This window comes from Arsenicicoccus sp. oral taxon 190 (genome assembly GCF_001189535.1).
Classification (GTDB): Bacteria; Actinomycetota; Actinomycetes; order Actinomycetales; family Dermatophilaceae; genus Arsenicicoccus.
Map to the genome: position 1 here is coordinate 1,052,672 of NZ_CP012070.1, position 25,168 is coordinate 1,077,839.

Annotated in this window: 30 protein-coding genes and 1 tRNA gene; 20 read left to right on the plus strand and 11 right to left on the minus strand. The window is 72.0% G+C overall.

Annotation, left to right across the window (positions count from 1 at the left end; translation table 11 throughout):
- Positions 1–130: 130 nt before the first annotated feature.
- The 4 genes from ADJ73_RS04925 to ADJ73_RS04940 form a co-directional block, all read right to left on the minus strand.
- Positions 131–964 (minus strand): ZIP family metal transporter, encoded by an 834-nt coding sequence (locus tag ADJ73_RS04925; RefSeq protein ID WP_037214236.1) that lies wholly within the window; start codon positions 962–964, stop codon positions 131–133.
- Between the two features lie 360 nt (positions 965–1,324).
- A complete protein-coding gene (locus ADJ73_RS04930) occupies positions 1,325–1,678 on the minus strand; it encodes a TlpA family protein disulfide reductase (RefSeq protein ID WP_313535945.1) in 354 nt (117 codons plus the stop codon).
- Positions 1,679–1,825: 147 nt separating this feature from the next.
- Positions 1,826–2,758 carry a cation diffusion facilitator family transporter gene (locus tag ADJ73_RS04935; protein ID WP_050347337.1) on the minus strand — a complete coding sequence of 311 codons (933 nt, stop codon included), beginning with the start codon at positions 2,756–2,758 and terminating at the stop codon, positions 1,826–1,828.
- A complete protein-coding gene (locus tag ADJ73_RS04940; RefSeq protein ID WP_082176745.1) occupies positions 2,755–3,246 on the minus strand; it encodes an ArsR/SmtB family transcription factor in 492 nt (163 codons plus the stop codon). Before ADJ73_RS04940 ends, ADJ73_RS04935 begins: the two co-directional genes overlap by 4 nt.
- A 134-nt stretch (positions 3,247–3,380) precedes the next feature.
- On the opposite strand from ADJ73_RS04940, the gene ADJ73_RS04945 reads away from it, so the two are divergent.
- From ADJ73_RS04945 to ADJ73_RS04960, 4 genes are all read left to right on the plus strand, one after another.
- Positions 3,381–4,025 (plus strand): DUF3105 domain-containing protein, encoded by a 645-nt coding sequence (locus ADJ73_RS04945; RefSeq protein WP_037214245.1) that lies wholly within the window; start codon positions 3,381–3,383, stop codon positions 4,023–4,025.
- Positions 4,026–4,027: 2 nt separating this feature from the next.
- On the plus strand, positions 4,028–4,843 hold the full coding sequence (locus ADJ73_RS04950; RefSeq protein ID WP_050347338.1) for a DUF305 domain-containing protein: 816 nt from the start codon (positions 4,028–4,030) through the stop codon (positions 4,841–4,843).
- A gap of 480 nt (positions 4,844–5,323) precedes the next feature.
- Positions 5,324–5,746 carry a sigma factor gene (locus ADJ73_RS04955; RefSeq protein ID WP_239266252.1) on the plus strand — a complete coding sequence of 141 codons (423 nt, stop codon included), beginning with the start codon at positions 5,324–5,326 and terminating at the stop codon, positions 5,744–5,746.
- Positions 5,747–5,810: 64 nt separating this feature from the next.
- A complete protein-coding gene (locus ADJ73_RS04960; RefSeq protein WP_050347339.1) occupies positions 5,811–6,503 on the plus strand; it encodes a zf-HC2 domain-containing protein in 693 nt (230 codons plus the stop codon).
- 591 nt (positions 6,504–7,094) lie between these two features.
- Here ADJ73_RS04960 and ADJ73_RS04965 read toward each other — a convergent pair.
- Positions 7,095–7,589 (minus strand): DUF6328 family protein, encoded by a 495-nt coding sequence (locus ADJ73_RS04965; protein ID WP_019285910.1) that lies wholly within the window; start codon positions 7,587–7,589, stop codon positions 7,095–7,097.
- Positions 7,590–7,592: 3 nt separating this feature from the next.
- Complete coding sequence (locus ADJ73_RS17890; protein WP_441293939.1) at positions 7,593–8,114, minus strand: undecaprenyl-diphosphate phosphatase; 522 nt, start codon at positions 8,112–8,114, stop codon at positions 7,593–7,595.
- Between ADJ73_RS17890 and ADJ73_RS04975 the strand changes: the two genes are divergently transcribed.
- The 4 genes from ADJ73_RS04975 (at position 8,101) to ADJ73_RS04995 (ending at position 10,039) form a co-directional block, all read left to right on the plus strand.
- Positions 8,101–8,337, plus strand: coding sequence for a hypothetical protein (locus tag ADJ73_RS04975; protein ID WP_156188124.1), 237 nt, complete (start codon positions 8,101–8,103; stop codon positions 8,335–8,337). The genes ADJ73_RS17890 and ADJ73_RS04975 overlap by 14 nt on opposite strands.
- Positions 8,334–8,651: a MarR family winged helix-turn-helix transcriptional regulator gene (locus tag ADJ73_RS04980; RefSeq protein WP_019285913.1), complete on the plus strand. Its 318-nt coding sequence runs from the start codon at positions 8,334–8,336 to the stop codon at positions 8,649–8,651. The genes ADJ73_RS04975 and ADJ73_RS04980 overlap by 4 nt, the downstream gene beginning before the upstream one ends.
- 742 nt (positions 8,652–9,393) lie before the next feature.
- Positions 9,394–9,606: a hypothetical protein gene (locus ADJ73_RS04990; protein WP_019285916.1), complete on the plus strand. Its 213-nt coding sequence runs from the start codon at positions 9,394–9,396 to the stop codon at positions 9,604–9,606.
- A gap of 64 nt (positions 9,607–9,670) precedes the next feature.
- The gene (locus ADJ73_RS04995) at positions 9,671–10,039 is read left to right on the plus strand and encodes an Lsr2 family DNA-binding protein (RefSeq protein WP_019285917.1); all 369 of its coding nucleotides are present in this window, start codon (positions 9,671–9,673) and stop codon (positions 10,037–10,039) included.
- A gap of 21 nt (positions 10,040–10,060) precedes the next feature.
- Here ADJ73_RS04995 and ADJ73_RS17775 read toward each other — a convergent pair whose 3' ends face one another.
- Positions 10,061–10,777: a lamin tail domain-containing protein gene (locus ADJ73_RS17775; protein WP_082176747.1), complete on the minus strand. Its 717-nt coding sequence runs from the start codon at positions 10,775–10,777 to the stop codon at positions 10,061–10,063.
- A gap of 293 nt (positions 10,778–11,070) precedes the next feature.
- Between ADJ73_RS17775 and ADJ73_RS05005 the strand changes: the two genes are divergently transcribed.
- Genes ADJ73_RS05005 through ADJ73_RS05015 form a run of 3 tightly spaced genes read left to right on the plus strand, consistent with a single transcriptional unit; the run spans position 11,071 to position 14,052 of the window.
- Positions 11,071–12,027: a cyclase family protein gene (locus tag ADJ73_RS05005; RefSeq protein ID WP_019285919.1), complete on the plus strand. Its 957-nt coding sequence runs from the start codon at positions 11,071–11,073 to the stop codon at positions 12,025–12,027.
- Positions 12,024–13,307, plus strand: coding sequence for a hydroxyacid-oxoacid transhydrogenase (locus ADJ73_RS05010; RefSeq protein WP_050347342.1), 1,284 nt, complete (start codon positions 12,024–12,026; stop codon positions 13,305–13,307). Before ADJ73_RS05005 ends, ADJ73_RS05010 begins: the two co-directional genes overlap by 4 nt.
- A 49-nt stretch (positions 13,308–13,356) precedes the next feature.
- Positions 13,357–14,052, plus strand: coding sequence for a nucleoside/nucleotide kinase family protein (locus tag ADJ73_RS05015; protein ID WP_082176748.1), 696 nt, complete (start codon positions 13,357–13,359; stop codon positions 14,050–14,052).
- 7 nt (positions 14,053–14,059) lie between these two features.
- Here the strand turns inward: ADJ73_RS05015 and ADJ73_RS05020 are convergent, their stop codons facing one another.
- On the minus strand, positions 14,060–14,449 hold the full coding sequence (locus ADJ73_RS05020) for a winged helix-turn-helix transcriptional regulator (protein WP_156188125.1): 390 nt from the start codon (positions 14,447–14,449) through the stop codon (positions 14,060–14,062).
- A gap of 98 nt (positions 14,450–14,547) precedes the next feature.
- On the opposite strand from ADJ73_RS05020, the gene ADJ73_RS05025 reads away from it, so the two are divergent.
- Positions 14,548–15,150 carry an NAD(P)-dependent oxidoreductase gene (locus tag ADJ73_RS05025; RefSeq protein ID WP_050347343.1) on the plus strand — a complete coding sequence of 201 codons (603 nt, stop codon included), beginning with the start codon at positions 14,548–14,550 and terminating at the stop codon, positions 15,148–15,150.
- A 304-nt stretch (positions 15,151–15,454) separates the two neighbouring features.
- On the opposite strand, the gene ADJ73_RS05030 is transcribed toward ADJ73_RS05025, so the two are convergent.
- Together ADJ73_RS05030 and ADJ73_RS16510 are read right to left on the minus strand one after the other, a co-directional pair.
- Positions 15,455–15,769, minus strand: a complete 315-nt coding sequence (locus ADJ73_RS05030; protein ID WP_050347344.1) for a substrate-binding domain-containing protein — start codon at positions 15,767–15,769, stop codon at positions 15,455–15,457.
- A gap of 54 nt (positions 15,770–15,823) precedes the next feature.
- Positions 15,824–16,036 (minus strand): hypothetical protein, encoded by a 213-nt coding sequence (locus tag ADJ73_RS16510; RefSeq protein ID WP_082176749.1) that lies wholly within the window; start codon positions 16,034–16,036, stop codon positions 15,824–15,826.
- On the opposite strand from ADJ73_RS16510, the gene ADJ73_RS05035 reads away from it, so the two are divergent.
- A complete protein-coding gene (locus tag ADJ73_RS05035) occupies positions 16,035–16,961 on the plus strand; it encodes an MFS transporter (protein ID WP_082176750.1) in 927 nt (308 codons plus the stop codon). The genes ADJ73_RS16510 and ADJ73_RS05035 overlap by 2 nt on opposite strands.
- A gap of 42 nt (positions 16,962–17,003) precedes the next feature.
- A complete protein-coding gene (locus ADJ73_RS17700; protein WP_301280703.1) occupies positions 17,004–17,183 on the plus strand; it encodes a hypothetical protein in 180 nt (59 codons plus the stop codon).
- Between the two features lie 37 nt (positions 17,184–17,220).
- Here ADJ73_RS17700 and ADJ73_RS05045 read toward each other — a convergent pair.
- Positions 17,221–17,306 (minus strand) — tRNA-Leu (locus tag ADJ73_RS05045).
- A gap of 176 nt (positions 17,307–17,482) precedes the next feature.
- Here ADJ73_RS05045 and ADJ73_RS05050 point away from each other — a divergent pair.
- From ADJ73_RS05050 to pknB, 6 genes are read left to right on the plus strand one after another with little or no spacing between them, the layout of a single operon-like run.
- On the plus strand, positions 17,483–18,487 hold the full coding sequence (locus ADJ73_RS05050; RefSeq protein ID WP_050347346.1) for an FhaA domain-containing protein: 1,005 nt from the start codon (positions 17,483–17,485) through the stop codon (positions 18,485–18,487).
- Between the two features lie 9 nt (positions 18,488–18,496).
- Positions 18,497–18,949 carry an FHA domain-containing protein FhaB/FipA gene (locus ADJ73_RS05055; RefSeq protein ID WP_050347347.1) on the plus strand — a complete coding sequence of 151 codons (453 nt, stop codon included), beginning with the start codon at positions 18,497–18,499 and terminating at the stop codon, positions 18,947–18,949.
- A 13-nt stretch (positions 18,950–18,962) separates the two neighbouring features.
- The gene (locus ADJ73_RS05060; RefSeq protein ID WP_253272669.1) at positions 18,963–20,330 is read left to right on the plus strand and encodes a Stp1/IreP family PP2C-type Ser/Thr phosphatase; all 1,368 of its coding nucleotides are present in this window, start codon (positions 18,963–18,965) and stop codon (positions 20,328–20,330) included.
- Positions 20,327–21,688 carry an FtsW/RodA/SpoVE family cell cycle protein gene (locus ADJ73_RS05065; protein WP_050349263.1) on the plus strand — a complete coding sequence of 454 codons (1,362 nt, stop codon included), beginning with the start codon at positions 20,327–20,329 and terminating at the stop codon, positions 21,686–21,688. The genes ADJ73_RS05060 and ADJ73_RS05065 overlap by 4 nt, the downstream gene beginning before the upstream one ends.
- Positions 21,685–23,154, plus strand: a complete 1,470-nt coding sequence (locus ADJ73_RS05070) for a peptidoglycan D,D-transpeptidase FtsI family protein (RefSeq protein ID WP_050347349.1) — start codon at positions 21,685–21,687, stop codon at positions 23,152–23,154. The genes ADJ73_RS05065 and ADJ73_RS05070 overlap by 4 nt, the downstream gene beginning before the upstream one ends.
- Positions 23,151–25,103 carry a Stk1 family PASTA domain-containing Ser/Thr kinase gene (gene pknB / locus ADJ73_RS05075; RefSeq protein WP_050347350.1) on the plus strand — a complete coding sequence of 651 codons (1,953 nt, stop codon included), beginning with the start codon at positions 23,151–23,153 and terminating at the stop codon, positions 25,101–25,103. The genes ADJ73_RS05070 and pknB overlap by 4 nt, the downstream gene beginning before the upstream one ends.
- Positions 25,104–25,168 lie beyond the last annotated feature (65 nt).

Below are 25,168 nucleotides of genomic sequence, written 5' to 3' on the forward strand. Positions count from 1 at the left end.
TACGGTCGCGGTCCCGGCAAACCCCACCTGCTCATCGGGCTGGGGGCTGGGGGCTGCAGGCTGAAGCCGGATTGCGAGTCAGGTACGCCTTTGGCGACCCGCGCGTGATGGCGCGCTAGGGCGGGTAGCCCTACCCGGTGAGCTCCCCGAGGACGTAGACGGCGAGGAAGCCGAGGAAGAACATCGCCGCCAGGGCCGTGGTCTCGGTCTGCTCGTGCGCCTCGACGAGCAGCTCTTCCACGGCCAGGTAGAGCAGGGCGGCAGCGCCGAAGGCGAGAACGGCGGCGAGGGCGGCTGGTCCCGCACCGGCGAGGAGCGCGGCTCCGCCGACCGCACCGACGGCGGTCAGCAGGCCCAGCCCGACGACGGTCGCGGCGGACTGGGCCCGGTTCAGGCCGGCCTCGGTGAGCTCGCTGCCGAGCGACAGCGACAGGAACAGGATCTCGAGAGTCAGCGCGATGGTGAGGATGATGCCCTGTGCCGCACCGAGGACTGCCCCGAGACCGACGAGGAGTCCGTCGATGACGAGATCCATCCCGACGGCGACGAGCAGGCCAAGGGGCAGGGCGACCGCCGCTCGGCGCGCGACCTGTCGGGTGACGGAGGTAGCCAGTCCGCGTCCGTGTGGCGAGCTCACGGTTGAGGCTGCTGCCGAGTCCGACCCCGTTGTGGGCGTCGGCTCTCGGGCGGCCGCGGCCTCCTGACGGCGGGAGTAGGCGGCCATCGCAAGCATGACGGCGACGCCGGCGGTGAACCCGAGGACGGCGTAGGGCAGGTTGCCCTCCTCGCGCAGGCTAGGGAGGACCTCACCTGCCAGGGCGGCGACCACGACGCCCGCGGCGAAGTGCTGGATGGCGCTGACCAGCCGAGGCCTGGGCGGCCTCAGGATGGAGATCGCCGTGCCCGCAGCGGCTGCCGCCACCGGGAACGCGACCAGGGTCAGGGCCTGGGTCACGGCGCTCATCCGGTGCCCTTTCCCCGGGACCGGTCACGCAGCCAGAGCGTGAGCATGATCCCCAGCAACAGGGCCGCGATACCGGCCCAGGCCCAGGAGTGGTTCCCGGGCTCAGTGGGTGGCGGGACGGTGTGGGCCGGGTCTTCGTCGATGGGGCCTGGGATGGTCCAGCTAGGCGTCGGTGTGGGGACTTGCGAAGGAGCCGCGGCCGCCGCGGGGACCATTCTGTCGAGCTGCGTCTGAGATGCTGCACGAGCCGGCTCGTCGGCCTTCGCAGCCCCCGGACCCAGAGCAAGCAGCGGCAGCGCGACGGCAACAGCGATAGCCCCGCAACGCGACCGAAGTCTGCGACGGTGAGCGTGCATAGTCTCAGCCCTTGGCCAGAACGTCGTCGATGAGTCCGGTCAGGACGCTGGCGGTCACCGGCCCGGACACGCGGGCGGCGATGCGGGCGGACCTGTCCAGGACGAGTGTCGTCGGGGTGGCAACCGCCTTGCCCTGCAGGGCCAGGATCGGGACGCCGCCGTCGTAGGCCAAGGACGGGTAGGTGATGCGGTGCTGGCGCTGGAAGGACAGTCCGGTGGCCGGGGTCTCCATCTTGTCCAGCCCGAGGAACCGGACGGGAAGGCGTCGTCGCTGAACGGATTCCCAAGCCTTCTGCAGATCGGCCGACTCGCTGATGCAGGGCGGGCACCACGACCCCCACACGTTCACGACGAGCACCGTCCCGTGCAGGTCTGCGTTGGACCAGGGCCGCCCTTCCAGCGTCGTGCCGGGCGCCGCAGCCCGCCAGCAACGCGGCGCCCCCGACGGCCACCAGGCTGGAGGCCAGCTGCAGCGCGCGGCGTCGAGTCAGCGGGACGGTGTCGCTCACCATGAGGTCTGGGCGCAGGCGCTGGAGCCCGCGGGCTCGACCTGCAAGGTGGCGTGCTCGATGCCGAAGCGCTCACGCATGACCGCTGCGGCCTGGGTGAGGATCGTGGCGGAGTTCGCCGAGGGGGCGCCGGCGTGCGGGTCTGCCATGACGAGGTGGGCGGTGGCGACGTTCATCCCGGAGGTGAGCGTCCACACGTGCAGGTCGTGGACCTCGACCACACCGGAGATCTCCGACAGGGCCTGCTCCGCCTCGTCGGGGTGCATGCCCGCCGGCGCGTGCTGCCCGAGGACGGCCAGCACCTCGCGGCCGAGCATCACGGCGCGGACGGCCACGAATAGGGCGATCGCCAGGGCCACGACGGTGTCCCACCACGTCTGCCCGGTGGTGCCCACGAGGATGGCGGCGGCGATGACCCCAACAGATCCGAGGGTGTCGGCCAGGACCTCGAGGTAGGCGCCCTTGACGTTGAGGCTCTCGCTGGCGCCGGCGCGCAGCAGCACGATGCTGATGAGGTTGATGAGCAGACCGAGGGCTCCGACGACCAGCATCGGGCCGGAGGCGACCTCGGGCTCGGCGCCGATGCGTCCGAGGGCCTCGATGCAGATGTAGACGGCCACACCCAGCATGAGCAGCACGGCCAGGCCCGAGGCGAAGACCTCGGCCCGGTAGGAGCCGAACGTGCGTCGCCCGGTGGTGTCTGCGCGGGTGGCGATGCGGGTCGCGACCAGCGCCGCCCCCAGCGCGACGACGTCGGCCGCCATGTGGCCGGCGTCGCTGATCAGGGCCAGCGACTGGGAGGTCAGCCCGACGACCAGCTCGACGACGAAGAACGATGCGACCAGCCCGAAGGCCAGCTGCAGGCGCCAGCGGTGGGCGCCGGCGGCAGAGCCGCCCCCGCCGTGTCCATGCCCGTGTCCGTGGCTCATGCGCTTGCTCCCGTTCGCGTGGAAGCGGCGCGCCGCGTAGAGACGCGAGAGGTCACCGACTGAGCGGTGGTGGGCTCCACGTGCTCGACCGGAGCAGGCTGGGTCGCGGTGTGCTCGTGGGTCATGTGCTCACGCGTCAGGTCCAAGAGCATCCGCACGTGCGCGTCCGCGAGGCGGTAGTACATGAGGCGTCCGTCACGGCGGGCGGTGACGACCTGCGACGCGCGCAGCAGGCGCAGCGACTGCGACACCGTCGTCTCTGCGACAACGGTGGCTGCGGCGAGGTCACACACGCACAGCTCGCCGGCCTCCAGCAGGGCGTAGAGCAGCTTGGCCCGGGTCGGGTCCCCGAGCAGCTTGAACACGGCCGACACCTGGACCAGGTCGTTCTCGGGCAGGGCGCGGGCCCGGACGTGGCGCACCGTCTCCGGGTGGACGCAGTGGTCGGTGCAGGCATCGATCACGAGGACCGCTTCATCTGAACGCATGCTCAGATGTTACGGTACGCGCAATGCGTTGTGGACCGCCCGTCCGAACCGGGTGCACGCGCCAGCACGACAACTCACACGACCGCCCTGCCGGTGCCGCGACGGTGCCGCGCGGGCCCCTGCCTGGAGGTCCCATGCCTGCTACCCCGCACAACCGCGGCGCTGACCGCGAGGAGCGCCGCCACCGAGCCGCCACGATGGCCGCCGCGCAGAAAGCTCAGGAACGACGCCGCTCGGTCCTGCTCTGGGGTGGTGTCGCCACGGTCATCGTCGCCATGGTGGCCGCCGTCGGCATCGTCGTGCTCAAGGAGCGCGCCGACCGTCCGACGCTCGACGCGGTCCGCTCCTACACCGTCAGCCAGGGCCACGTCAGCACTCCCGTCGCCTACGCGCAGACCCCGCCGGCCGGTGGCGAGCATGCCCCCGTGTGGCTCAACTGCGGCACGTACACCAAGCCGGTGCCCAATGAGAACGCCGTGCACTCCATGGAGCACGGCGCGGTCTGGGTGACCTACCGCGAGGGCCTGCCGGCCGACCAGGTCAAGAAGCTGACAGCGGCGCTGCCCGACACCTACATCGTCCTGTCGCCGTACAAGGGCCTGACCGCTCCCGTCGTCGCCTCGGCGTGGGGCAAGCAGCTGACCCTCGACAGCGCCGCCGACCCGCGCCTGGCCGAGTTCGTCAAGGTCTACCGCCAAGGGCCCCAGACCCCGGAGCCGGGCGCAACATGCACCGGCGGGACCGACGGAACCGGCGCTCCCGTCCCGCAGGGGATGTGACGGTGACCAAGGACGCCGACACCGGTTATCTCTCGACCGGGACTCCCGAGGATGCGAGCGGCTCTCGCGCGCCGACCCTGCGCGTCCTGACGGGACGGGTCGCGCTCGTGGGGGCCGTGCTCGTGACCGTGTTCGTAGCCTTGGCCGGGTTCGCCGGCTACCAGCTCGGTCGCGCCGGCGACGCCCCCCGGGAGGGCGGCGCCGATGTCGGCTTCGCCCGTGACATGCAGGCCCACCACAACCAGGCCGTGCAGATGGCTCTCATCATCCGCGACAAGACCGCCGATCCGACCCTGCGCGCGGTCGCGTACGACATCGCCACGAGCCAGTCCCAGCAGGCCGGGCAGATGTACGGCTGGCTGGCCCACTGGGGGCTGCCGGCGACCTCCCCGGACCGCCCCATGGCGTGGATGACCGCTGAGCACCACCAGCCAGAGGACGGCCCCTCGCAAGACCCGACCAGCGGCAGCGATCGTCCTAGCGGCACGACGAGCACGCCGGAACCGTCCGCCACCCATGCCGGAATGCCGGGGATGCGCGACAGCGCCAGCTCGAGCACCCCGAACGAGACAGCTGCGGGAGCCATGGGCATGGCCACACCGGCGCAGCTGCAATCCCTGCAGCAGGCCACGGGCGTGGAGGCCGAACGCCAGTTCCTCACCATGATGATCGCCCACCACAGAGGCGGCGTGCAGATGGCACAGGCCGCTCTCCGGTTGGCGACAGAGCCCGAGGTCCTGACGCTCGCCCGCGCGATCGACACGGCACAGACCGCCGAGATCAAGCAGCTGCAGCAACTCCTGGAGGCACGCCGGTGATGGCCCGTCCAACAGCATCTGGTTCGCCCTGGCCGGGTTCGTTCTCGCAGCGCTCGTCGTCGTGGTCGTCGAGCTGAGAGCTCGACGACGTGAGCGTCACACCCGAGGCGCCGACTGGAGCGGGCCGGAACCGCCGCAGCACCCAGAGCCCCGAACGCAGACTCGCGTATGCCGTCCGCCCCCTTCGCGAGGCTGCGCACCTGCGCGGCGGTGGCCGCCACCGGCGTCTCGATCGCCGCCGGGTCGCCCGGCCGGCCGGTCCTGCCGGGACCGGGGACAGGAAGAGGCCACCCGTGACTGGATGGTGGGCCGGGTTCGGGAAGGTGGCAGGGCACCTGGCCCCACGCTAGGCCGGGACCGCGGCGGACGGCATACGTCCTCGGTGATCTCGTGAGACGGTGCAGGGAGCTGACCGGTGAACCGGAGTCGGCTCGCGGGCGTCTCCGACCCTGGGAGCACCAGTGAGGAGGTGGCGGCGGCATGCCGCTCGACGACGACGCGGCCGCGGAGATCTACCGCGAGCACGGGCCGATGCTGCGGCGGGTCGTCTTGGCGTGCCACGAGCGACGCCAACCGCGTCGACGACACATCGTCCAGGAGGTCATCCTGCGCGTCTGGAAGCAGGCGCCGGAGGCCGAGAACCTGCGCGCCTACCTCATCACCACCGCCCGCCACCTCATCGTCGACCAGTACCGCGCCGCCGGCCGCCGTCCGCAGCAGGCGCAGCTCGTCGAGGTCGCCGAGCAGGACTTCGCCCTCGACCGGGCGCTGGACCAGGTGCTCGTCGAAGAGGCCCTCGGCCGGCTGCAGGCCAACCATCGTGAGATCGAGCGCTGCCTCTACTACGAGCGGCTCACGCCGCCGAGACCTCCGTGCGGGTCGGGGTGCCGGAGGGCACCGTGAAGTCTCGCGCCTACTACGCCGTGCGCAACCTGCGCGTCATCCTCGACGAGATGGGAGTGACCCGATGAACCCCGCATCGGACGACCTGCACGTGCTGCTCGGCGCGTACGTGCTCGGTGGCCTGTCCGACGAGGACCACCGCGCCTACAGCGAGCACCTGCGCACGTGCGGACCGTGCCAGACGGAGCTCGGCCAGGTGTCCGGGCTGCCCCGACTGCTCGACCTGGCCGGACCCGAGGGCGGTCCCCACCTGTCCGACGGCCCCGCCGCCGCGCCGACCCCGCTCATGACCGAGCCCGACGACGAGCGCGTCACGAGCCTGCTCGGCGAGGTCGCCCGCCGTCGACGCCGCCGGCGGACGTGGCTCTCGGGCCTCGCGGCCGCGGCGGCCGCCGTGTTCTTCGCCGGCGGCGCGTGGCTCGGGCCGAAGCTGACCGAGGCGACCACCCCGACCCCGCCGACGACGCACGTGGCCGCGGCCGCGGTGCCGGGCAGCTCGGTGCGCGTCGACATCGCGCTCGTGACCCGCGGCTGGGGCACCCAGCTCGACATCGACTGCGAGGACATGCCCAAGACCGGCGCCCTGGTCCTCTGGGTCATCGACGGCAAGGGTCACGCAACGGCCGCCGCGTCGTGGCGCGCGACGGCGACGGGCTACTCCAAGGTGACCGGCGCGACGGCGTTGCGGCCCAACGAAATCCAGGCGCTGGAGGTCCGCACCGACACGGGGAAGGTGCTCGCCTCGGCCAAGACGTGACGGTCCGGCCGCATGGTCAGAGGCCGGTCCGAGGCCGGTGGGCAGTTGCGTCCGTGGCGGCGTGACGCTGACCTTGCGTCCGTCGAAGGTGACCTCGCTGAGCCACATCGTGCGGCCGAGGACCTCCGAGCCGACCGAGTCGGGCGCCCGCGCGTGGTAGACCATGAGCACCCGGCCGTCCTTGGGTCTCGAGCATCGCGCAGTGCCCCTGACCGGCCGCGACGTCGGTGCTCGTCAGGACCGGTTCGGGGTCCTTCGTGAACGGTCCGGTCGGCGACGACGCGGTGGCGTGTCCCACCGCGTACGCGTCGCTGCCGTAGTCGTTGGCCGAGTAGAAGAGGTGGAAGCTGCGTCGCGCCCGCGGGCGAAGGCCGCCTCGACGAGCCGCCCCTCCCACAGGAGGTCCTGTCGCAGCAGGCGTTTCGGCTCTCCTTCGAGGCGAAGGCCGTCGGCCGAGAGGCGCTGCACCGAGATCCACGTGTCCTTGCCGACGGCGTTGCCGTCGTTCTTCCAGTAGAGGTAGGCCGTGCCGTCCGTCGCGACGAAGGGCGCCGAACGCCCCCGAGCCAGCTCGGGGGCGTTCGGCATTCCTCAGGCCTCGGCGTCCTCACGCCGCCGCCGACGCCGTTGTGACGCGGGGAGCAGCACCCACAGGGTGAAGGCGAGGACCGTCAGGCCGCCACCGAGCCAGAACGCGGTCGATTGCGAGAGCAGCACGTCGAGGACCAGGACGACGCCTCCGATGATGCCGACGCCGAGGAAGAAGAGGCCGGTCCTGATGAGCGTGTCGGTGTGCCGCACGACGAAGTCCTTGAGCCCCTCCCGGAAGAGCATCCGGTGCATCGCGACGGGTGCCATGAACACGAGGGTGCTGACGGCGACGGCGAGCAGGGTGACGACGTAGATCGACCGCTGGAGGTCGGTCAGCGTCGTAAACCGCTGCTGGAAGGGGATCGTGAGCAGGAACGCGAAGAGGATCTGGACGCCCGCCTGGGCGATGCGTAGCTCCTGGAGCTGATCGGCGAAGTTGCGGTCGAGCCGTTCGGCCTCGGTCTCGTCCCGTGTGGAGGGCTGCGAGTCGCTCATGGCTCACCTATACCCCGGATCGTCGTCCGGGTGGTCGCGCGGGCCGCGGCAGTCCGCATCCCCCGGGGAACGGGCTGCGCCCGCGAGGGGAGACGGCCAGCCGGGCCGGGCCTTGGGGGTCCGCCCGCAGGCCCGGGGTCCACGGGACCGCGTCCAGGTGCGCAGTATGCTCGCGGTGTCGCGGCGGAAGTACAGCAGCACCGCAGACTCGGTGCCGCGCTGGGTGACCACGGTGAACGCGGCGCCGGGGTTGGGCCACCCGGCGGGGGCTGCCACGACCCGCAGGTGCGCCGTGGAGGAGATGGGCAAGAACTCGGTCAGCCCCTGCACCATGCCCAGGACCAGGGCCGCCAGCCAGGTCATCGTGCACCGCCCGCATGGTTGTCGACCCGGGCGTCGTGGCCGGCGGCCGTCAGCGTGCGGCGCAGCTGCAGCACGAGCGCCCGGGTGGCCTCGGGCGCGTTTGGGGTGGGTGCGCGGCGAGAGGAGCGCGGCTGCCACGGTCGCGCAGGTGTACTCCCGCATCACGGGCGGCGCCGTGACCGATCCGAGCGCACCTGCTCCCGCCGTCCTGGCCGCCTACGAGGACCGTCAGGACCAATCCCGCCGGGTCGCTCACGCCGAGCTCGTCGGCGACCTGTTCGCCGCCGGCGACGTCGCAGCCTCCGAGGCCGTGGCCCGCCACTGCGGGCTGTTCACCGTTGACCTCGGCCTCGGCGACGTCCTTGAGGAGCAAGTGCGCTCATGAGCGTCCACACCACCAGCACCCGACCCGGCAGGAGCAGTGCCCTCAGACGCCGCACCATCGCCCCCTACGACTGGACCGTCCTGCTCGTGGTGGCCCAGACCGGTCCCGCCCCCATCCTCCAGCTCGAGCGCCACATCCTGCTTGACCCTGGCACCGCCCAGCCCCACCTGGACCGACTGCTCGAGCACGACCTGATCACTGCCACCACCGGCGGCGAGCCCCTCTTCCAGGTCACGCCGTGCGGCCTGGACGTCCTGGGCGACGTGCACGACCTCGACCACCTGCGCGAGCACTCCTGCTTCACCGCGGCCTGACGGCCCCCGGCGGCACGCGACAGGACCCTTCGCCCGTGTCTGCCAAGACCCCTGGTGGGTGGCGTGGCCCCTGACCGCCACCCACCAGGCTCCACCCCCACCTGACGCACGAGGACCCCATGGCCCACCACCCCAACACCCACGCCGACCTCCGCTCGACCCCCAGCAGCGCCGCAGCCACCGACCGCACGCCCACGAGTCCACACCTCCCGCCCTGCTCTCAGCATGGCTTCACGGCCCAAGAGCCGGCGCAGGCACCCCTCCTGCGCGAGCCGCAGGTCGCGCCGTGACCGGTCGTCGCACGAGCGCTCCGACCGGCCCGCAGGGAGCCGGCCCCGGCGACGCGATGCTGCCCCTGCTGGTACCTCTGCCCGGCCGCGGCACGGCACACGACCTCCCACCACGGTGGGACGGCCGCAAGGTCGCCTGGGAGCCATGGCGAGAGGAGCCGCAGACGTTCATCTGCGGCCGCGGAACCCACGACCAGATCCGGTGCGCGACGTGCCGCACCAACCAGCCCCGGCTGACCTGCACGGGGACGACCGCAGCCGAAGGCGCTCACCCTGCGCGCCGACTGCTCGCCTACCGATGCCGAGGGTGCGGTCATGACACCGTCGTCGAGCTCGCCCGACAGGGGATGCAGGTCTGGGACCTGGACGACAGCGACTACGGCGATGTCGGCTCCCACGACCCCACCCCTCACGCCTACGACCACTAACCGCCCACCAACACAGGAGCACTCATGCCCATCCCCATCCGCGACGCCTCGGCCATCGCCACCGTCCTGAACCACCTCTGCGGGCACCGCGACGCCGACCCAGAGCGCCTGGCCGAGGCCATCGAGACGCTCAACACCGCAGCGCACAAGGCACTGGGGGCGGGAGGCCTGACCCACGGCCAGCTCCAGGTAGCGACCCGCACCCTGCAGCAACTGCGCTCGAGCACCACTCCGTGACCAGGCCCGCCGCACCCATGCCCGTCGGATCACCCCCACCCGCCCCCTCCAGAAGGAGCCAGCCGTGACCTCCACCCCCCGCAACGTATGCCAGGACGCATCTGCCATCCTGGCCGAGGCGCTGGCCAGCGGCGCCCCCAAGCTGATGCGCAAGGCCACCCAGCTGCACGACCAGCTGCAGGACCTGGCCCGCGACCTGGAGGCCCGCAAGGAAGCCAAGGCCCGCACCAGACGGATCGCCGAGCTCGAGTCTGAGCTGCGCAGGCTGCAGGGGGGCCCTTCCAGACGCCGCGCCAGCGCCCGCCCTGCCACCGAGGACGCCGCCGCTCGCACCTGGGCGCGGCGACAGGGGATCGCGGTCCCGGCCGCCGGCCGCGTCCCGGTCTCCATCCTCCAGGCCTACCGCGCCGCCACCCCCGGCCGAGTCGCCTGACCTCCGCCGGGGTGGGCAGTGCTACCGCCCCGTCCCGGCAGCCCACCCCAACGAGATCTCACCGACGGGCGCCCCGCGGCCGAGGGCGGTGGCGGACCGACAGCCACCGACCGCGGGCCCGAAGCGTCCCGCGGTCGAGGACGAGGGCGGACTGTCACACCCTCCCGGCATGATGCCCACGTCATGCCTACCGCCTCCCCGCCTCCGGGCCGCCCAGGGACACCCCTGCGCGATCGTCCCGTGAACGACAGCACCGCCGCGCCACCGCCGCCCCCACGCCTGAGAGCTCGGCGTCACTGCTGGGTGGCGCCCACCAACGAATCTGCTGAGCCGCACCCTGGACTGGTCATCGACTGGCGGCGAGGCCCAGCAGGCCAGTGGCAGCCACGCGTCACCTACGGTGTAGACCGTGACGGTCGTGCGCGCCCCGATCACCGACCCCCGCGGGAAGACGAACCGGTTCCCGTGGGTGTCACGGAACCAGTAGCCGGTGACGTTGATCGCCTTCGCGGAGGTGTTGCGCACCTGGAGGTACTCCCCGTTGACGTTCTTCTTGTCGTCCTTGACCTTGGTGCCACCTGCGTCGGCCTGGAACCTCGCCAGCTGCAGCGGCGGCGGGGACGGCGCAGCTGCCGGAGCGGCCGGTGCGGCGGAGGCAGCGAAGGCGGGGACGGCACAGACGGCCAGGGCCGCAGCCAGCACGGCAGAGGCGGAGGCGGAGACAGAGGCAGCGGACATGCGGGGTGGGCCCTTCGGGTGGTCGGTGTTGTCGGGAGGTCACGACGGGTTCATCCTGCGTGACGGGTCCACCCTCGTGCGCGCCAGGTGCCTCGATGACCTGAAAGATGGCCCGGAGTGACTAGCCCGGACGCTAGCCCACGCGCTGCCCCACGGCGCCAGCACGTCACGGGGTCGCGCGGCGGGCCCCGGCATACGCCCTGATCCCGGAGTAGCGGTGTCCGGGCCGACGGGGTCTACTGGTGCGTAGGGCCGCGACGAGGTGCCCCACCCCTCAGTGCAGGAGGACGACGATGACCGATGCACCCTCGATGAACGAGCTGCTCAAGGACGCCCCCAGCAACTGGGGCAAGTGGGGTCCCGACGACGAGGTCGGCGCCCTCAACTACCTCACCCCGGGCGAGGTGATGCGCGGGATCGGCAGCGTCAGGACCGGCCGCGTCTTCACGCTGCAGCGCATGATCGGCGACCCCAAGGGCGACCCGGTCTGGCCCGGCCGCACCCCCGCGGTGCGCACCCAGATCCTCGACGAGTCCAACTGGTACGACGGCGCAGGCGGCCCCGAGTACCCCGGCGGCCTGCACTACGCCGACGACAAGCTCGACGCCTTCCTGCAGGGATCGACGCAGTATGACGCCCTCGGCCACCTCTGGTACGACGGCAAGATCTGGAACGGCTACGACGCCGACACCACCGTCGGCGGGCTCGACAAGGCGTCGATCATGCCGATCGCTGAGCGGGGCGTGGCCGGCCGCGGCATCCTGCTCGACATCGCGCGGTGGCGCGGCAAGGAGGCCCTGGACCCGGCCGAGACGTTCACCCACGAGGACCTCGTCGCGTGCGCGGAGGCGCAGGGCACCCCGATCGAGAAGCACGACATCCTCGTGGTGCGCACCAATTACCTCAAGCACTTCTTCGACAAGGGTGACGCCTTCTACGAGGACTTCTGCGAGCCGGGCCTGACCTACTCGCTCGAGCTCGCTCAGTGGTTCCAGGACATGGAGATCCCCAACCTCGCGACCGACACCATCGCCAACGAGGTCACCTACGACCCGGGCTCGGGCGTCGCGCTCCCGCTTCACTGCGCGCTCATGCGCAACCTCGGCGTCGCCCTCACCGAGATCTGCGACCTCGAGGAGCTCGCCGCGGACTGCGCCGAGGACGGCCAGTTCACCTTCTTCTACGTCGCCGCGCCGCTCAAGGTCGCCAAGGCCGCGGGCACGCCCGTCAACCCGGTGGTGATCAAGTGAGCGAGCACGCGCACCGGGAGACCGTCTTCACGTATGGCGCCCCCCAGCTCAAGTTCGGGCTCGGCGCGTCGGAGGAGATCGGCTACGACCTGTCCCTCACGGGCGCCAAGCGCGTCCTCGTCGTCACCGACCCCGGCATCGCCGCCACCGGCACCCCGCAGCGCGTTGCCGAGCAGATGGCCCGGTTCGACATACGGGCCGACGTCTTTGACCAGGTGCACGTGGAGCCGACCGATGCGAGCCTGCAGGAGGCCATCGACCACGCCCGCGCGCACGGCCCCTACGACGCCTACGTCGCGGTCGGGGGCGGGTCGAGCATCGACACCGCCAAGGCGATCAACCTGCTGATGACCAACCCCGGCGAGCTGATGGACTACGTCAACGTGCCCGTCGGCGAGGGCCGCGACCCAGTCAACCCGCTCAAGCCGCTCGTGGCCGTGCCCACCACCACCGGCACGGGCGCCGAGAGCACCACCATCTGCGTGCTCGACGTGCTCGCGCAGAAGGTCAAGACGGGGATCAGCCACGCGCGGCTGCGCCCCACCCTGGCCGTCGTGGACCCGCGGCTGACCCTGACCCAGCCCGCGGGGGTCACCGCGAGCGCCGGCATGGACATCCTGTGCCACGCGCTCGAGAGCTGGACCGCCAAGCCGTATGCCGCCTACCCCCGCAAGCAGCCCGAGCAGCGCGTGCCGTACTGCGGCGCCAACCCGGTCTCGGACATGTGGTGCAGCCGCGCGCTGCAGCTGCTCTCGCACGCCTTCCGCCAGGCGGTGCACCACGGCGACGACGAGGACGCGCGCTATGACATGGCGCTCGCAGCGACCTTCGCGGGGATGGGCTTCGGCAACGCCGGGGTGCACCTGCCGCACGCCAATGCCTACCCGATCGCGGGGCAGGTCAAGGACTTCCACCCCGACGACTACGCTGGGGACGAGCCGATGGTGCCGCACGGCATGTCGGTGTCGCTGACGGCGCCGGAAGCCTTCCGGTTCACCTTCGACACCAACCCGGACCGGCACGTCGAGGCCGCCCGGATGCTCGACCCGGACGCCCCGATGACCGACGACCCGGCCGACCTGCTGCCGACCGTGCTGTCCCGCCTGATGCGCGACATCGCGCTGCCCAACGGGCTAGGCGCCGTCGGCTATAGCGACGCGGATGTTGACGACCTGGTCACCGGCACCATGAAGCAGCAGCGCCTGCTCAGCGCCTGCCCCAAGGAGGTGACCGAGGACGACGCCGCCCGGGTGTTCCGCGGGTCGTTCGAGATCTGGTGAGCCGGGTTGGGGGGCGGGGGGACTCGACCGCTCACCCGGGTGGTCCCGTATGACGACCGCCACCCTCTCGCAGCTCGTCGAGACGCTCATCGAGGGGCTTGGCGGGCCGGGCTCGGGCGAGCGCGGCCCGGGCGAGCGCGGCCCGGACGGGGGCCGGCGACTCGTCCTCGGAATCACGGGGCCGCCCGGCGCCGGCAAGACCACGCTGGCGCTGGCCCTCCTGGACGCGCTGCGCGCCCGGCACGGCGAGGGCTTCGCCGCGCACCTGCCGATGGACGGCTTCCACCTCGCCGACGCGCAGCTCGACCGGCTGGGCCTGCGCGAGCGCAAGGGAGCGCCCGAGACCTTCGACCGGGACGGGTACGCCGCCACCCTCGCCCGGGTCAGCACTGCCGACGGGGACGTCTACGTGCCCGGCTTCGAGCGCGAGCTGGAGCAGCCCCTCGCAGCGGCCCTGGTCGTGCAGGCGGCGGCGCGCGTCGTCGTCTCGGAGGGCAACTACCTCCTGCTGCCGGGGTGGGAGCAGGCGCGCGCCGCGTGCGACGAGGTGTGGTGGGTCGAGCTCGACGACGCGGTGCGCCGCGAGCGGCTGGTCGCCCGGCATACGGCCTTTGGCAAGGCGGCCGCAGCGGCACGGGCCTGGGTGGACGAGGTCGACGAGGTCAACGCCGAGCTGATCCGGGCGACCCGGTCGCGCGCGGACCGGGTGATCCGCGAGACCCCCGACGGCTGGGTCCTGTCCTGATCGGCGGTCAGCCGCCGTCAAGCGCCGGCGCAGGCCCCAGGTCGTAGGACGATCGCGCCTCCAGCACCTCGCCCGCATGCTGCTCCGCCCAGCCCCGCAGCGCGTCCAGCGGCTCGACGAGCGTCAGCCCCAGCGTGGTGAGCTCGTAGTCCACCCGCGGCGGCATCGTCGGCTGGGCGCGCCGGCTCACGAGGCCGTCCCGCTCCATGGAGCGCAGCGTCTGGGTGAGCACCTTGGCGGTGACGCCGCCCACCTGGTCCCGGACCTCGCCGAAGCGCGCAGGGCCCTCCGCGAGCACCCCCACCACCAGCGGGGTCCACCGGTCGGTGAGGTGGCGGAGCACGCTGCGCGAGGGGCAGCCGGGGTCGAGGACGTCGAAGCGGGGCTGGCGGTCCACGACGAATCTGCTCCTGGGGGTGATGGTTACCTTGAGGTACTTGGTTACCTATCCATACTATCGTTGGTCCAGGCAGCACATCATCACAGGAGGCAGACATGAAGATCACCGTCATCGGGGCCACCGGCATGGTCGGTCAGCGCGTCGTCGCGGAGGCACTCTCCCGCGGCCACGAGGTCGTCGCCGGATCGCGCCGCGGCACTCCCGTCGACGGGGCCGAGGCCCTGACCATCGACCTGTCCGACACCGACGACGTCATCGCCCAGATGGCCGCCAGCGACGCGACCGTCATCTCGGTGCCCCCGGCACGAGACGGCGGCAGCCACGAGCCGACCCTCGCCGCGCACCGCGCGCTCATCGAGGCACGTCCCGAGGGTCGCCTCCTCGTCGTCGGCGGAGCCGGTGCGCTTCAGGTCGGGGACACCCAGCTGCGCAACACCCCGGGCTTCCCCGCGGAGTACAAGCCCGAGTCCGACACCTTCGCCGCCGTGCTCGACCTCTATCGCGAGGCCGAGGGGCTGGACTGGACGATGCTCGCCCCCGCGCCGGTCATCGCGCCTGGCGAGCGGACCGGGCGCTACACCGTCGAGCTCGACGTGCCCGCCGGCGACCAGGTCAGCGCCGAGGACTTCGCGGTGGCCCTCGTCGACGAGCTCGAGCGCCCCGCCCACCGCGGCGAGCGCTTCACCGTCGCGAGCTGAGGGCGGCAGGGCCTGCTCCGGGCGGGTCGTCATACCGTCTCGCCGGACCGGGAGAGCCCAGAGACGCTCGTATGCCGAGCCGCCCTACCCGCCCGGACGGGGCGAGCGCACAAGATCGGGGCTGCTTCTGGTGCCTATCACCAGGAGCAGCCCCGATCTCGTGAGCACCGGTCAGGCGGAGGCGGGGACGTTGGCCAGGGGGATCGGCTGGAACGTCGGCGGCTCCTCGTCGGGCGTCAGCGCCGTCGGGTGGTCCGATATGCGATCACGCTGGGCGACACCGCAAATCCCGTCCGGCCGGTCATCACCGTCGTGCGGTGCTCGCGCGGACGATCAGGCGCGGTGGGACGACGATGGCCTGGGACACTGGGATGGCGCCTTGGGCAGGTGGGTTGTCGAGGCGTTCAAGCAGGAGGGTGACCAGGTGCTCGCCGATGGCGCGGAAGTCCTGCCTCACGCTGGTCAGGGGAGGCCAGAGGCACTCCGCGCTGACGTCGTCGAAACCGACCAGGGCGACGTCGTCGGGGATTCGCAGCCCGGCCTCGTGCATCGCGCGCATGACACCGCTTGCCATCTCGTCGTTCGCGACGAAGACGGCCCGGACGCCGTCTTGCGCCACTAGGTGCCGTCCCGCCTGGTATCCCGAGGCGGGGGTCCAGTCGCCATGGAGGGGTTAGGGGATCGGGCGACCGGCTGTCTGAAGAGCTCGTCGCCACCCCTGCTGCCGCTGCTGGGACTGGATCGAGTTCTTGGGGCCCGCGACCAGGTGCACCGTGTGGGCGCCGGTGCCGAGCAGGTGCTCGACGGCCAGCTGCGCGCCACCTGCCTGGTCGAGTCCGACGGTGGGCAGCGACAGGGTGCGGGAGTCGGTCAGGACCACGGGCATGTTCGCGGGGAATCGCAGTTGGTCAGTCTCGGCGGTCTCCAGACCCAGGACGACCCTCACGGTCCAGGGCGTGCGCGCCCTCGGAGGCGGCGCCGACGGATGGCGCTGGATCGCCGTGATCTACGCCGTCATCGGCCTGGCGGTCAACACCCTGTCGGTGCTGTCGGTCAAGGAACTGCCCGCCACCGAGCTCGACGAAGGACGCGACGTCCAGGCCGCCGAGACGTACACCTTCAAGGAAGGCGCCCGCCTGCTCCTGGCGAACAAGTTCTACCTGATCATCCTGGTCGTCTACCTGGTGCAGCAGATCTTCACCGCGACGCTGAACATGGGCATCTACTTCATGACCTACGTCCTCAACGACGCGACCCTTCTGGGCATGTTCGCGTGGGCCATCAACATCCCGATCATCCTCGGCCTGCTGTTCACCCCGGTCCTGGTCGCCAGGTTCGGACAGATGTACAAGGTCAACCTGTGGGGCTACATCATCGCCGTCGTCGGCCGCATCGGCGTCGTGATCGGCGGCTATCTGGGCAACATCCCCCTGATGCTCGCCTTCTCTGCGATCGCCTCGTTCGGCATGAGCCCCCTTCGAGGCACCCTGAACGCCCTCATCGCCGAGGCCTCTGAGCACACGCTGCTGCGCACGGGCAAGCGCATCGACGGGATGATGTTCTCCTGCACCACCCTGGGTGTGAAGATCGGCGGAGGCATCGGCACCGCACTCGCCGGCTGGCTGCTCGCCGCCAGCGGCTACGTCGGCAAGGCCGCTACCCAGAGCGCCTCGGCGATCAACATGCTCTATTTCATGTACCTGTGGATCCCCGCCATCGCCACCGCCATCATCCTGTTCTTCCTCAGTCGTCTCGACGTCGAGAAGGCCAACAACAAGATCCGCGCCACGTTGAGCCCCGCCGCCAACTGAGCCGACCCTGAGGGGTGGGTCCACCGACGGGAGAACCCGGTGGTGTGCGGCCCGTCGGAGACCGGGAAGACGTTCCTGCTCGAGGCCCCCGGTCGGCAAGCCGTCGAGGAAGGGCTCAAGGTCGCCTGGTTCACCCTGGAAGACCTCGGCGTCCGAACCAGCGGCGACTCCGTTCGCCTCACCCAAGCACTGGGGGCAGCCGGGGCGAGTGACGGGGGCTAAGAGAACGGCCCCCGGATGCGGGATCCGAGGGCCGAGCTGGTGGGCAAGGGGGGACTTGAACCCCCACGTCCTTGCGGACACTGGCACCTGAAGCCAGCGCGTCTGCCATTCCGCCACTTGCCCGTGGCTGCTCACGGTCGGGGGACCGCGTGCGACGTCCCATGATGCCCCATCCGCCCCCAAGTCACCAAACCGAGACCCCTCGGGGCCGCGGCCTCCACCGGCCTGACAGACGCCGCCGTTACGATGCCAGACGAGTCCGCGTGTCGCCGTAGGTCGCAGAGGGAGGAGGAGCGCCGGTGGGACTGTTCGACAATCTCGAGAGCAAGCTGTCGTCCATGGTCAACGGCGCCTTCGCCAAGGCCTTCAAGTCGAGCGTGCAGCCCGTGGAGATCGCCAGCGCGATCCGCACGGCGATGGACGACAAGGCGGCGGTCGTGGGGCGGGGCCGCACCATCGTGCCCAACCTCTACACGATCGCGCTCAGCCCGAGTGACTACGACCAGCTGAGCGCCTACGCCGAGGGCCTGACCGACGAGCTCGTCGCGGCCGCCGAGGACCACGCCGACAGCCAGCGCTACCAGCCGGCCGGCCCGGTGCGCGTGATCCTCTCCCAGGACCCGCAGCTCGAGACCGGGGTGTTCCGGCTGCGGCCGGCGAGCGCCAAGGACCCCTTCACCCGCGACCACGAGCGTGCACCCGGCGGCCAGTCCGCCGGCCCCCGCGGCGACTACGCCGGCGGTCGTGACGACTACGCCGACGGCGCGGCCGCGCAGGGACGCGCGGGCGGTGCGGCATACGAGGCGGGCGCAGCCCACGTCCCGGGGGGTGTGGCCGAGAGCGGGCTGGCCGGCCCGCGCCTGCCGCTGGACGACCAGCAGCGCCGTGTGGCGCCGATGCGCGAGGAGTCCGACCGCGCTCGGGACTACCTCGATGACGAGGGCCTCGGCGCGACCCAGGTCCAGCAGCCGGTGCAGCCGCCCGAGCAGCGGCCCCGGCTGGACCCGACCCGCCGGCCGTGGCTCGACATCGACGGCGACCGCTACCCGCTGCTGGGCGCGATCACGGTGATCGGCCGCGACGGCGTCGCCGACATCGTCCTGGACGACCCGGGCATCTCCCGCCGGCACGCCGAGATCCGCGTCCACCACGACGGCCCGCACCTCGTGGGGTCGATCCGCGACCTCGGCAGCACCAACGGCACCTTCGTGGAGGGGCACCGCGTCACGAGCCAGCGCCTGGCCGACGGCGACCGGGTGACCATCGGGCGCACCTCCTTCACCTTCCGGCTCGGCAAGCGCTAAGGACGGTCCGTGAGCGAGCTCACCCTCACCATCATCCGGCTCGGCCTGCTGGTCGGTCTGTGGTTCTTCGTCTTCAGCCTGGCGGGGGTGCTGCGCCGCGACATCTACGGCACGCGCGTCGCCCCGCGGGCAGGGCGCAAGGTCGCGGCCCGGCCGCGGCGCCGCAGCAACGAGCCGGGCCGGATCGTGGTCACCGAGGGTGGGCTGCGCGGCACGTCGATCACGCTCAAGGAGTCCGGGGTGCTGGTGGGCCGCAACCCCGAGTGCGCGCTGATCCTCGACGACGACTTCGCGAGCGGGCGTCACTGCCGGATCTACCGCGACGACGACGGCTGGAAGGTCGAGGACCTGCGCTCCACCAACGGCACCTACCTCGGCGACGAACGCCTCACCGACATCGCGCCCGTCGGCCTCGGGAGCCAGCTGCGGATCGGCCGCACCGTCCTCGAGCTGAGGCGGTGACCTGACCATGCCCATGGCGCTGCGCTACGCGGCACGGTCCCACGTGGGCCTGGTCCGCGACAGCAACCAGGACAGTGCGTATGCCGGCCCCCACCTCCTCGTCGTCGCCGACGGCATGGGGGGCCACGCCGGCGGCGACGTCGCGAGCTCCACCGCGATCGGCGCCCTCGCGCACCTCGACGACGACTCCCACGGCACCCGCGCCCTGCAGCACCTCGAGGACGCCGTGGCCAACGCCAACGCCCAGCTGCACGACATCACCCAGGAGCAGCCCGAGCTGCACGGGATGGGCACTACCGTGACGGCGCTGCTGCGCGCCGACAACAAGCTCGCGGTCGCCCACATCGGCGACTCGCGCGCCTACCTGCTGCGCGGGGGGACGCTCACGCAGCTGACCCACGACCACACCTTCGTGCAGAGCCTGGTCGACGAGGGCCGGATCGAGCCCGAGGAGGCCGAGCACCACCCGCAGCGCTCCATGGTCACGCGGGTCCTCACCGGGCAGGACGGCGACGAGCCCGACGTGTCCTGGCGCGAGCTGCGCCACGGCGACCGCTACCTCATCTGCTCGGACGGGGTCAGCGGCTTCGTCGCGCACGACACCATCGCCGAGATCCTCGCCGAGGTCACCGACCCCGGCCGGGCCGCGGACCGGCTCGTCGACCTCGCGCTGCGCTCCGGCGGCCAGGACAACATCACCGCGATCGTCGCCGACGTCGTCCGGCTCGCCGACGAGGCCGCCCCCTCGACCCGCCCGCAGGTGGTCGGCGCCGCCGCCGCCCGCCAGCTCAACCGCTCCGCCCCCGACACCCCCGCCTCCCGCGCCGCGGCGCTCGCCCGCACCGCGAGCGGCGCCGGCGACCAGGAGCCGGTGGCGCTCGCCGAGGAGGGCGTCGGCTCCCGGTGGGGGCGCCTCGCGCGGATCCTCGCCGCGAGCCTGCTCACCCTGCTCGTCCTCGTCGGCATCGGCTACGCCGCGTGGCGCTGGACCCAGCAGCAGTACTTCGTCACCGACCGCGACGGCCGGGTCACCATCTACCGCGGCCTGGACCAGACCCTCGGCCCGATCGAGCTGTCCAGCGTCGCCGAGCAGACCGACGTGCCGGTCGCCGACCTGCCCGACTTCTACCGCACCCGGGTCCAGACCGGCGTCACCGCGGGCTCCCTCGACAGCGCCCGCGGCATCGTCACCGACCTGCGCACCCAGGCCCAGGCCTGCGCCAACGCCAAGGCCCACGGCCAGGCGTGCGGCGGCCCCGGCGCCGGCACCCCCGCCACGACCCCCACCAGCACCGTGCCCGCCGCGACCGTCACCACCACCTCGGGGCCGAGGCCCCGGCCGACGCCGCCCACGACGCCCACGACGGGAGCGACGCCGTGACCACGGTCTCGTCATACCGCCCACGCACCGGACGCACCATCGAGCTCGGCCTGATGGTCCTCGCGGTCGCCCTGGTCATGCTCGCCTACGCCAACGTGGGCCTGCAGACCAGCGGCCGGCTGCCCACCGACATGCTCACCAACGGCGCCGGCCTGCTCGGCATCGGCGTGGCCTTCAACCTGGCGCTGCGCTGGCGCGCGCCGTATGCCGACCCCCTGCTCGTCCCCATCGCCATCCTGCTCAACGGCCTGGGCCTCGTGATGATCCACCGGATCGACCTGGAGCACACGCAGGAGGGGGTGCTCGCCCCGCGGCAGCTGCTGTGGAGCTTCGTGTCGGTGATCGGCGCGATCGTGCTGCTGCTGTGGCTGCGCGACCACCGCCGGCTGCGGCGCTACACCTACACCTTCATGGCCGCCGGCGTGATCCTGCTGCTGCTGCCGCTGCTGCCCGTCATCGGCGACGCGCAGTACGGCTCGCGCATCTGGATCCGGATCGGCCCCTTCGGCCTGCAGCCGGGGGAGATCGCCAAGATCGTGCTCGCGGTGTTCTTCGCCGGCTACCTGGTGCAGACCCGCGACGTGCTGTCGCTGGTGGGGCGCCGGGTGGTGGGCTTCCCGCTTCCGCGGGCGCGGGACCTCGGCCCGATCCTCGTGGCCTGGGCGTTCAGCCTGTGCATCCTCGTCTTCGAGAAGGACCTCGGCTCGTCGCTGCTGTTCTTCGGCCTCTTCGTCGCGATGCTCTACGTCGCCACCGAGCGGGTGAGCTGGATCGCCCTCGGCCTGCTGATGTTCGGCGGCGGCGCCTACGTCGCGTGGCTGCTCTTCAGTCATGTGCAGACCCGCGTAGACCTGTGGCTCGACCCCTTCCACCACGGGCTGTCCCAGGTCGGGATGGGGATCATGGGCATGGCGTCCGGGGGGCTGCTCGGCGCGGGCCTCGGCCAGGGGCACCCCGAGATCACGCCCTTCTCCAAGTCCGACTACATCGTGGCGAGCCTCGCCGAGGAGCTCGGTCTCGTCGGGTTGTTCGCGATCCTCGCGCTCTACGCCATCCTCGTCGAGCGGGGGCTGCGCACCGCCATCGGCGTCCGCGACGGCTTCGGCAAGCTCCTCGCCGCGGGCCTGGCCTTCTCGGTGGCGCTGCAGGTCTTCGTCGTCGTCGGCGGCCTGACCCGGGTCATCCCGCTGACCGGCCTCACCACGCCCTTCCTGTCGGCCGGTGGGTCCAGCCTCATCGCCAACTGGAGCATCGTCGCGCTGCTGCTGCGCATCAGCGACCAGGCCCGCCGCCCCATCGACGAGGGCGACGAGGCCGACCTCGGCGCCGCCGCGACGCAGGTGGTGAAGACCCGGTGAACCCCCCCATCCGCCGCCTCGCGATGGTCGTCGCCTTCCTCTTCACCTGCCTGCTGGTGTCGTCGACGACGATCATGTTCTTCCAGTCCAAGTCGCTGGCGGCGCGCTCGGACAACCGCCGGTCGCTGCTCGCCAGCTACGACCGCGAGCGCGGGCAGATCCTCGTCGGGGGCACCCCCATCGCCAAGTCGGTGCCCAGCCAGGACGACCTGCGCTGGGAGCGGAGCTATCCCGCGGGGGCGCTCTACAGCCACGTCACCGGCTACTACTCCTTCACGTATGGCGCCGGCGGCGGCATCGAGGGCGCCGAGGACGACATCCTCTCCGGGCGCTCCGACAAGCTCTTCTACCGCCGCCTCACCGACCTCGTCAGCGGCCGGCAGCCGGCCGGCGCGTCGGTGGAGCTCACCATCGACCCCCGGGTCCAGCAGGCCGCCGACGCGGCCCTCGGGGACCAGCGCGGCGCCGTCGTCGCCCTCGACCCGCGGACCGGCGCGATCCTCGCGATGGTGAGCCACCCGAGCTACGACCCGGCTCAGCTGTCCAGCCACCGTTTCGCCGAGGTCACGCAGGCCTGGAAGTCCCTCACGACGGGAGCCGAGCAGCCGCTCGTCAACCGCGCGATCGGCGGGAACCTCTACCCGCCGGGGTCCGTCTTCAAGCTCGTGACCACGGCCGCCGCGCTCTCCTCGGGCAAGTACACCCAGGACACCCGCATCCCCGCCCCCGCCCAGCTGCCCCTGCCGCAGTCGTCCACCCCGCTCACCAACTGGCAGAACGGCCGCTGCACCGGCTCCACCGAGATCACCCTGCAGGAGGCCCTCGAGACCTCCTGCAACAGCGCCTTCGGCGGCATCGGCATCGCCCTCGGCGGGGACGCGCTGCGCGACCAGGCGGCCAAGTTCGGCTTCGGCGACGACCTGCGGGTCCCGATGCGCGTCACCCCGTCCTCCGTCCCGGCCGGGATGGACAAGGCCCAGTCCGCGCAGGCCGCGATCGGGCAGTACGACGTCCGCGTCACCCCGCTGCAGGTCGCCATGGTCAGCGCCGCGATCGCCAACAAGGGCGTCGTCATGAAGCCCTACCTCGTCAAGTCCGTGCGCGGCGACAACCTCGCGGTGCTCGACCGCACCGACCCGGCGCAGCTGTCCAAGGCGATGACCAGCGAGCAGGCCCAGACGATCGCGCGCATGATGCAGTCCGTGGTGGAGAACGGCACCGGCAGCAACGCCCGCATCTCCGGCGTGGCCGTCGGCGGCAAGACCGGCACGGCCCAGCAGGGCAACGGCCGGGCGCCGCACGCGTGGTTCACGGCCATCGCGCCGCTGGACGCCCCCGACGACAAGCCCCAGGTGGCCGTCGCCGTCGTCGTCGAGGACGGCGGCACCGCGGGTCGCGAGACCGGCGGCAACAAGGCCGCGGCCCCCATCGCCAAGAAGGTCATCCAGGCGGTGATCGGGCAGTGAGCCGGCTCATCGGAGGCCGTTACGAGCTGGGCGAGGAGATCGGCCGCGGCGGTATGGCGACGGTGCACGCCGCCTACGACACCCGCCTGGGCCGCCCGGTCGCGATCAAGATGCTGCACGCCGGGCGGCTCGGCGACCGCAGCTTCCAGGGCCGCTTCCGGCGCGAGGCGCAGGCCGCCGCCAGCCTCTCGCACCCCAACATCGTGGCGGTCTTCGACTCCGGCGAGGACGTCCTCACCACCAGCGTCGGCGTGCAGGAGGTCATCCCCTACATCGTCATGGAGCTGGTGCAGGGGCACACCCTCAGCCAGCTCATGCACGACCACGGCCCCTTTGCCCCCGACGACGCCATGCGCATCGTCGAGAAGGTCCTCGCCGCGCTCGGCTACTCGCACGACCGGGGGCTGGTGCACCGCGACGTCAAGCCGGGCAACGTCATGCTCACCCCCGCCGGGGACGTCAAGGTCATGGACTTCGGCATCGCGCGCGGCGGCGCCGAGGCCACCGCCACCATGACCCAGACCCAGGCGGTCATCGGCACCGCGCAGTACCTCTCCCCGGAGCAGGCCCGCGGCCAGGACGTCGACGGCCGCTCCGACCTCTACTCCGCCGGCTGCCTGCTCTTCGAGCTCGTCGCGGGCCGACCGCCCTTCGTCGGCGACTCCCCCCTCGCCATCGCCTACCAGCACGTCGGCGAGGACCCCTCGCTGCCCTCCAGCCACGAGCACTCGATCCCGCGCTCCCTGGACACCGTGATCATGCACGCGCTGATCAAGGACCGCGAGCGCCGCTACCAGAGCGCCGACTCCTTCCGCCGCGACCTCGAGGCCGCCCGCGCCGGGCGCCCCCTCAGCGACGAGGCCCGCGCCACCGCGTCCGCCCTCTTCGCCCCCACCGAGTCGATCCAGCGCACCGAGGCGCCTCCGGCGTCGTATGCCGACGGCGCGCGAGCCGGCGGGGGGGCGACCGCCGCCGGCGCCGGGCTCGGCGCAGCCGCGGGCGCGACGGCGGCCGGCATACGGCCGGGGGTGGAGGGTCCAGGTCGCGACGGACCGGTGACGTCGAGCTACCCGGCCGTGGCGGAGGACGACAACCGGCGCTACGTCGCGTGGATCGCCGTGCTCGTCGCCCTGCTCGCGCTGACCGGGCTCGGGGTGTGGTGGCTGACCCGGCCCGACCCGATCGCCTACAAGACCGTGCCGGTCCTCGTCGGGGAGACCGAGGCCACCGCCCGCTCCAAGCTGCAGAGCTCGGGGCTGCAGGGGTCGTTCACCACCAAGACGAGCCGGTCGCCCAAGGGGACCGTCGTGGAGACCGACCCGCCCGCGGGCTCGCAGCAGGACCCCGCCAACCCGGTCACCGTGGTGCTGTCCTCCGGGCCGTCGGAGGTGGTGGTGCCGGACGTGCGCAAGTACACCACCGCGTCGGCGCAGCAGCGGCTCACCAACGCGAGCCTGGCGGCCGGCGCCGTCAAGGTCGTTGACGACAAGACCATCCCCGAGGGTCAGGTCGTGCGCACCGACCCCGCCATCGGCCAGACGGTGCCGGTGGGGTCGAAGGTCGCGCTCTTCGTGTCGTCGGGCAAGATGCCGGTGCCCAACGTCGTGGGCCAGGACTGGGAGGGCGCCGCCAAGGCGCTGACCGACGCCGGCTTCCGCGTCGCGCGGCAGGACAAGCCCAGCACGCAGACGCCCGGGACGGTGCTCGACCAGGACATCAACGACGGCTCGCAGCCGCCCGGCACCAAGATCACCCTGACGGTCGCGGTGGTCACGCCCACGACCACCGTGACCGTGACCTCCACCGCGCCGGCGCCCCCGCCGACCACCCCCGCGCCGGCGCCGCCGAGCCCGCGCCCGACATCGACCCCCACGCCCACCCCGACGGGGACCGCCCCGCCGACCACGCAGCCGACGCCGGCACCCCCGACGACGCCGCCGACCCCCTGAGCCCTTGAGCTGCTGAGCCTGCTCGCCGTCGAAGCGTGTTCGTCGGCGCCCGGAGACTGCTGGTC

Bases quoted from the DNA above. Each gene is read 5' to 3' on its own strand.
- ADJ73_RS04925 (WP_037214236.1), bottom strand. From the start codon at position 964: ATGAGCGCCGTGACCCAGGCCCTGACCCTGGTCGCGTTCCCGGTGGCG.
- ADJ73_RS04935 (WP_050347337.1), bottom strand. From the start codon at position 2,758: ATGAGCCACGGACACGGGCATGGACACGGCGGGGGCGGCTCTGCCGCC.
- ADJ73_RS04940 (WP_082176745.1), bottom strand. From the start codon at position 3,246: ATGCGTTCAGATGAAGCGGTCCTCGTGATCGATGCCTGCACCGACCAC.
- ADJ73_RS04945 (WP_037214245.1), top strand. From the start codon at position 3,381: ATGCCTGCTACCCCGCACAACCGCGGCGCTGACCGCGAGGAGCGCCGC.
- ADJ73_RS04955 (WP_239266252.1), top strand. From the start codon at position 5,324: ATGCCGCTCGACGACGACGCGGCCGCGGAGATCTACCGCGAGCACGGG.
- ADJ73_RS04960 (WP_050347339.1), top strand. From the start codon at position 5,811: ATGAACCCCGCATCGGACGACCTGCACGTGCTGCTCGGCGCGTACGTG.
- ADJ73_RS04965 (WP_019285910.1), bottom strand. From the start codon at position 7,589: ATGAGCGACTCGCAGCCCTCCACACGGGACGAGACCGAGGCCGAACGG.
- ADJ73_RS17890 (WP_441293939.1), bottom strand. From the start codon at position 8,114: ATGCGGGAGTACACCTGCGCGACCGTGGCAGCCGCGCTCCTCTCGCCG.
- ADJ73_RS04980 (WP_019285913.1), top strand. From the start codon at position 8,334: ATGAGCGTCCACACCACCAGCACCCGACCCGGCAGGAGCAGTGCCCTC.
- ADJ73_RS04990 (WP_019285916.1), top strand. From the start codon at position 9,394: ATGCCCATCCCCATCCGCGACGCCTCGGCCATCGCCACCGTCCTGAAC.
- ADJ73_RS17775 (WP_082176747.1), bottom strand. From the start codon at position 10,777: ATGTCCGCTGCCTCTGTCTCCGCCTCCGCCTCTGCCGTGCTGGCTGCG.
- ADJ73_RS05005 (WP_019285919.1), top strand. From the start codon at position 11,071: ATGACCGATGCACCCTCGATGAACGAGCTGCTCAAGGACGCCCCCAGC.
- ADJ73_RS05015 (WP_082176748.1), top strand. From the start codon at position 13,357: ATGACGACCGCCACCCTCTCGCAGCTCGTCGAGACGCTCATCGAGGGG.
- ADJ73_RS05025 (WP_050347343.1), top strand. From the start codon at position 14,548: ATGAAGATCACCGTCATCGGGGCCACCGGCATGGTCGGTCAGCGCGTC.
- ADJ73_RS05035 (WP_082176750.1), top strand. From the start codon at position 16,035: ATGTTCGCGGGGAATCGCAGTTGGTCAGTCTCGGCGGTCTCCAGACCC.
- ADJ73_RS16510 (WP_082176749.1), bottom strand. From the start codon at position 16,036: ATGCCCGTGGTCCTGACCGACTCCCGCACCCTGTCGCTGCCCACCGTC.
- ADJ73_RS05060 (WP_253272669.1), top strand. From the start codon at position 18,963: ATGGCGCTGCGCTACGCGGCACGGTCCCACGTGGGCCTGGTCCGCGAC.